The organism is Rhodoferax sp. (assembly GCF_037143375.1).
GTDB lineage: Bacteria > Pseudomonadota > Gammaproteobacteria > Burkholderiales > Burkholderiaceae_C > Rhodoferax.
In genome coordinates this window covers 1-5,776 of sequence record NZ_JBAWYV010000173.1, presented here as the reverse complement: position 1 = coordinate 5,776, position 5,776 = coordinate 1, and the positions used below count along the sequence as shown (strand labels likewise).

Below are 5,776 nucleotides of genomic sequence, written 5' to 3'. Positions count from 1 at the left end.
CTCAATGCTCAAGGCCATCGCCCGAGCGACCACCTCTTGCGGGTCCGAAATATCAGCGGGACTGATCTTGTTCATGACGTCGGTGGCGGCATAGCCCAGCATGCGCTCGGCGCCGACGTTGAAAATCTGGATCACGCCCTTGGCATCGGTGGCAATGCTGGAGAAATTGGCGCTGTTAAAAATAGCACTTTGCAAGGCGCCGGCCTTGAGCAACGCGGTTTCTGCCTGTTTGCGCGCGGTGTTGTCAGTGCCAATCAGCAGATAACCAATGATGGTGTTGGAATCATTTCGCAGCGCGGTGACCGACACCACCGCCGGGAAGCGGCTGCCATCCTTGCGGATGTAGGTCAGTTCGTAAATATCTTCAATGCCGCGGGAGGCTTTGAACACCAGGGCTTCAAAGCCGGGGGTGATCAGGGTGTCCAGCTCGGCACTCAGGGTCTTGGCGCGAGCCACCACTTCTTGCGGGTCTGAAATGTCGGCGGGCGTGATCTGGTTCACCACGTCGACCGCAGCATAGCCCAGCATGCGCTCGGCTCCGACGTTGAAAATCTGGATCACACCATTGGCGTCGGTCGCGATGCTGGAGAAGTTGGCGCTGTTGAAAATAGCACTTTGCAAAGCCAGGGTGCTGAACAGGCTGGCTTCGGTTTTTCTTCTCTCGTTCGACTCCGGCGGTTGACTTACGCCAGCAAGCAGATCAGGTCCTGAACTTGTTTTTTTACTTGTCATGGCATGCTTTCTAGGGCGTGGTGGTTATGAGGTGGCGCAGTGTGAAGGCCAGTCCCAACCCAAAGATGCATGATGCGCGCGAATTACTGCCTTTTACTGCGATAAGCAAAGTTCAAAAGGAGTTCAATGAATGGCAGTTTGTCGCATTATGATCCTCGCCTGCAATTTCCATCGCATCAGATAACTCTCCGAGTGGCACCGCATATTGATGATTTCAGCGCATTGGCAAGGTCTTCCGCACGGAAATCGGGAACCACTGATGGCGCTTACACCAGCGCTATTGAACTTTCTGACTGAAGATTCTTTCAGTCAATCTTCTCGAGAACTCAATAAATTGATTAATTTCAATGCGTTAGTTATGCTTATCGGCGTCAATCCAGTACATAACTCGTTATAAAAATTCAAACCTACTGAATAGCGGCACTGACTTTATGCCTCACCAACATCACTATCAGAGGCATTAAACTTATGCATTGGCACTCTAACAAAGAGAGTGCTAACATAATATTTATGTCAAAAAGGAGTTTTGGTATGACTTATCAAACAGGTGTTTCTGGTTCGGCTCTTGCGATTACCAATCCGTGGTCCATGGTGCCACTGGGAAATCTGGATGCTTATATTTCGGCAGCCAATCGTCTGCCCATGTTGACGCTCGAAGAAGAGCAGGCTTATTCGCGCCAGTTTCGGGACCACAACGACTTGGAAGCCGCCGGGAAACTGGTGTTGTCACACCTGCGGCTGGTGGTTTCGGTGGCACGCCAGTACTTGGGTTACGGCTTGCCGCATGGCGACCTGATTCAGGAAGGCAATGTGGGGTTAATGAAGGCCGTGAAACGGTTCGACCCCGACCACGGTGTGCGCTTGGTGAGCTACGCGCTGCACTGGATCAAGGCCGAAATTCACGAGTTCATCCTGAAAAACTGGCGCATGGTCAAGATGGCGACGACCAAGGCGCAGCGCAAGTTGTTTTTCAACCTGCGCTCGATGAAGCAGCGCTTTAAATCAGAAGACGCGGCCGCCGATGCAGGCACTCACCGAGAGTCCCTGAACGACGTTCAGATTGACACGATGGCCGCCGAACTCAAGGTCAAGCGTGAAGAAGTGATCGAGATGGAAACGCGGCTGTCCGGTGGCGATGTGCTGCTGGACCCGAGCCCGTCAGACGATGGCGAAGATGCCTTTGGCCCGATTGCCTACCTGACCGACACGCACCACGAACCCACCGCCATGATTGAGGCCTACCAGCGCGACATGCTGGCCAGCGATGGCATCGCTACGGCGCTGGAAGCGCTGGATGAGCGTAGCCGCCGCATCGTGGAAGAACGCTGGCTCAAGGTCAACGACGACAGTTCCGGCGGCATGACGCTGCATGAGCTGGCGGCGGTCTACGGCGTCAGCGCCGAGCGTATTCGCCAGATCGAGGTGGCTGCGATGAAAAAGATGAAGAAGACCCTGGCCGAATACGCCTGATTCCGCCCCAATAAAAAACCCTGAAAGCTTTATGCCTTCAGGGTTTTTTTACGTCTTACACTATTAATTAAATAGCTGCTTACGCATGATAGACGGGGGCTACAGCCTGATTTCTTATAAATCAGGACTAAGGTGTGAGCAGCACCTTGATGTCTGCCGCCAGCGCTGGGGCGCCGCTGCCGTAGCGTGTGTACAGGCGCAACTTGCCCTGCGTGTCGTAGACGTAGCAACCTGCCGAGTGGTCCATGGTGTAGCTGGTAGGCGTGCTGCCCGCTACTTTTTTATAGTAGACCTTGTAGTCTTTGGCAACGCCCACGAGCTTTTCGGGCGTGGTGTAGAGCGCCAGAAACGTGGGGTCAAAATTACCCATATAGGCTTTGAGCACCTCGGGCGTGTCGCGCTCCGGGTCAATCGAGACGAAGATCCCTTGCACGCGCTCACCTTCTTTGCCCAGCAAACGCTTGACTTCGACCAGTTCGGCCATTGAAGTAGGGCAAACATCAGGGCATTGCGTGTAACCAAAGAACATGACGACCACTTTGCCGGAAAAGTCCTTGAGGGTGCGAGGCTGGCCGTTGTGGTCGGTCAAGGCGAAGTCGCGGGCGTAGTCGGCGCCGGTCAGGTCAATCGCCGTAAAACTCTGCTTTTTTTCGGAGCAAGCCGTAAACAAGCCTACAGCCCCCGTCAATAAAGCGCTAGTAGCCATTAATTTAAGAGCAGTACGTTTTTTCATTTAGCAATTACAGCACATAGTGATCCACCAGCAAGGCGGCGAACAGCACGCTCAGGTGAATCAATGAAAACCGAAACGTCTTGCGGGCCAGCGCATCCGAGTAGTCGCGCCACAGCCAAAAGGCATACAGACAAAACCCGATGCTCAACACCACCGCCACGACCAGGTAAATCAGGGAACTCATGCCGTAGATGTAAGGCATCAGGCAGGCCGCAAACAGGATGAAGGTGTAGAGCAACACCATCAGGCGCGTGAACTCATTGCCATGGGTAACCGGGAGCATCGGCAAGCCCGACTTTCGGTAGTCTTCCACGCGGTACAAGGCCAACGCCCAGAAATGCGGCGGCGTCCACAAGAAAATAATCAGGAACAAAATAAACGCTTCTGGCCCTACATTGCCGGCCATCGCGGCCCAACCCAGCACCGGCGGCATGGCGCCCGAGGCACCGCCAATCACGATGTTTTGCGGCGTGAGCGGTTTGAGAATCACGGTGTAGACCACGGCATAGCCGACAAAGGTGGCGAACGTCAGCCACATGGTGAGCGGGTTGACCCACACATACAAGAGCGTGGAACCGGCCACGCACAAGGCAGCTGAGAACAGCAGGGTTTGCCCATTCCCCAGTTCGCCTTTGGCGGTGGGACGCCAGGCGGTGCGCTTCATCTTGGCATCAATGCCTTTTTCAACAATGCAGTTGAACGCTGCGGCAGCACCTGCCACCAGCCAGATGCCCAAGCACGCGATGGCAGCGACCCGGACCTCTGCCCAACTGGGCATTCCGGGCACGGCCAGCACCATGCCGATCAGGGCACAAAACACGATCAGCTGAATCACCCGCGGCTTGGTCAGGGCATAAAACTGCCGGAAGACGGAAGTGGGCGCATTCAAAGTGGGGGTACTCATGCGGAGAGGCTCGATTCAAAAGGTTGAGAGGCAACCGGTGCCTGGAAGGTCGAACGGGTGCGGCTGACCAGCAGCGTCCAAGTCAGGGTTACAACGAGGGCACCCGCGCCACCGGTGTGCATAACAGCAGCCAACAGCGGCCAGCCCAGCACCACGTTGCTCAAACCGGTGGCCAGTTGCAACCCGATGAGCGCAGCCAGCCAGCGCGAGGGTCGGCGCAGTGCGGCATGGCGGCTCAAGCGCCAGGCCAACACGCCCAGCACAATGAGCACCAGCCACGCCATGCTGCGGTGCACATAGTGAATGGCGGTCAGGGCAGCAAAGCTGATGGTCTCGCCGGTGCCCGTCAGGCCCAGTTCGCGCCAGAATTCAAAACCTTCCTTGAAGTTCATCAACGGCCACAGGCTGTTCTGGCACAGCGGGAAGTCGCTGCACGCCAGCACGGCGTAGTTGGTACTAACCCAACCGCCCAAGGCCACTTGCAACCCCAGCAGCACCAGCGACAGCCATTGCAAGCCGCGCAGGCCGGGTGAAACGAGCACCGTCGTGTTCTGCTGCGCAAGCTGCGACAACTTCACGGCCTGCAGGCACAACAAGGCCAGCAACACCAGACCACCCAGCAGATGCAGCGTGACGATCGCCGGAAAGAGTTTCATGGTGACCGTGAGCGCACCAAAAGCCCCTTGCAGACTGACCCACAGCAACGTCAAAGTCGGCCACCACGGGTTGAGGAATCGGTGCGGGGTTTTGCGCCAGCGTGCCCACCAAGCGGCAAGCGTCAGCACCAGGATCAACACGCCCACCGAGGTTGCCAGATAGCGGTGAACCATTTCTACCCAAGCTTTGCCGTGTGTCACGGGGCCAGTCGGCATCTCGTTTTGGGCGACCCCAATCGCCGCATGAGCGCCCAGTGGGCTGGCATGGCCATAACAACCCGGCCAGTCCGGGCAACCCAGTCCCGAGTCCGTCAGGCGCGTGAAGGCACCGAACAGCACCAGATCAAACGTGAGAAACAAGGTCAGCAGCGTCAATGCCTGTAGGCGTCGCATCGGGGTCGCGCGTCGGTTGCGCCAGCCTACCCACAACAAGGGCACCAGAGCCAGCAGCACGCCCACCAGCATCATGCTGGCCAGTGGCGACAAGTTGTAGAGTGATTGCACCGTCATCACGCTTTAATGAATCGCCAGCTTGGCCGCTTCACGCCCGGCCTGGTCCCACCCTGCCGATGCGCGCAACAGGCGCTCCAGGTCGCGCTTGGCCTTGGGGGCATTTGCCACATCGAGGTTGGCGGGAAATCTCATCATCCAGTTGCCCATTGGATCGACCACGTACAAATGATCCGACATTTGTTGCCCTGGCACCGGCTGAAGCCATTGGGCCAAACCGGATTGAGACACCCGCAGCACCGTCGCATCTTTCAGCGCGGGCATCAGTTTGTCTGGGACCGAAGCTTCATCGGTCACCAGCCAGATCCAATCGACGCGGTCGGCGTCCTTACCCAGACCCGTGCGCATTTGACGTTGCAAATACAGATGGCGACCGCACACCTCGTCGCATGCACCACCCGCGACACTGATCAGGAGCCACTGTCCTTTGAGTGCAGGCAAGGGGCTGGTTTGACCGGCCAAATTCGTCACAGTCAGGCCGGGCAAGGGACGCTGCGGCTCAATCAACTCACCAAAATTGCGACGACCTTCAGGGCGCACCACGTAGTAGGTGAAGTAGGAGGCAACGACCGGAGCTGCACACACCAGCAACACCGCCACCATCTTCCAGCGTCCGCTGGTCGTACGGCGAGCCTCGCTGTCCATCGCACGCTCAGGCGACGGCAGGGAATGCACGGTCAGGCCCAGCGGCTGGTCCATGCGATTGGCGCTAACAGACGGGGCAGCGTCAGGCGCGCTGCGTGGGTTTGAATCGTCTAACAATTTGAAACC

6 protein-coding genes are annotated in these 5,776 nt (G+C 57.1%); 1 reads left to right on the top strand and 5 read right to left on the bottom strand.

Translation table 11 applies throughout. From position 1 onward, the window contains the following. Window positions 1–732 (bottom strand): PAS domain S-box protein (locus tag WCG50_RS16755; protein WP_336900735.1); only part of this gene is annotated, 732 nt, incomplete at its 3' end. Window positions 733–1,263: 531 nt separating this feature from the next. Between WCG50_RS16755 and rpoH the strand changes: the two genes are divergently transcribed. Further along, on the top strand, window positions 1,264–2,202 hold the full coding sequence (gene rpoH, locus WCG50_RS16750) for an RNA polymerase sigma factor RpoH (RefSeq protein ID WP_336900734.1): 939 nt from the start codon (window positions 1,264–1,266) through the stop codon (window positions 2,200–2,202). A 127-nt stretch (window positions 2,203–2,329) separates the two neighbouring features. Here the strand turns inward: rpoH and WCG50_RS16745 are convergent, their stop codons facing one another. Genes WCG50_RS16745 through WCG50_RS16730 form a run of 4 tightly spaced genes read right to left on the bottom strand, consistent with a single transcriptional unit; the run spans window position 2,330 to window position 5,704 of the window. After that, window positions 2,330–2,935 (bottom strand): SCO family protein, encoded by a 606-nt coding sequence (locus WCG50_RS16745; protein ID WP_336900733.1) that lies wholly within the window; start codon window positions 2,933–2,935, stop codon window positions 2,330–2,332. Window positions 2,936–2,942: 7 nt separating this feature from the next. Then, entirely contained in the window at window positions 2,943–3,839 is an 897-nt protein-coding gene (gene cyoE / locus WCG50_RS16740; protein ID WP_336900732.1) for a heme o synthase, read from the bottom strand. Next, window positions 3,836–5,005: a COX15/CtaA family protein gene (locus WCG50_RS16735; RefSeq protein ID WP_336900731.1), complete on the bottom strand. Its 1,170-nt coding sequence runs from the start codon at window positions 5,003–5,005 to the stop codon at window positions 3,836–3,838. Before WCG50_RS16735 ends, cyoE begins: the two co-directional genes overlap by 4 nt. Before the next feature lie 6 nt (window positions 5,006–5,011). Next, window positions 5,012–5,704 carry a hypothetical protein gene (locus WCG50_RS16730; RefSeq protein WP_336900736.1) on the bottom strand — a complete coding sequence of 231 codons (693 nt, stop codon included), beginning with the start codon at window positions 5,702–5,704 and terminating at the stop codon, window positions 5,012–5,014. Window positions 5,705–5,776: the final 72 nt, after the last annotated feature.

What these genes read in the sequence shown, in the direction of transcription:
- rpoH (WP_336900734.1), top strand. Translation starts at nt 1,264, where the DNA reads ATGACTTATCAAACAGGTGTTTCTGGTTCGGCTCTTGCGATTACCAAT.
- WCG50_RS16745 (WP_336900733.1), bottom strand. Translation starts at nt 2,935, where the DNA reads ATGAAAAAACGTACTGCTCTTAAATTAATGGCTACTAGCGCTTTATTG.
- cyoE (WP_336900732.1), bottom strand. Translation starts at nt 3,839, where the DNA reads ATGAGTACCCCCACTTTGAATGCGCCCACTTCCGTCTTCCGGCAGTTT.
- WCG50_RS16735 (WP_336900731.1), bottom strand. Translation starts at nt 5,005, where the DNA reads ATGACGGTGCAATCACTCTACAACTTGTCGCCACTGGCCAGCATGATG.
- WCG50_RS16730 (WP_336900736.1), bottom strand. Translation starts at nt 5,704, where the DNA reads ATGGACCAGCCGCTGGGCCTGACCGTGCATTCCCTGCCGTCGCCTGAG.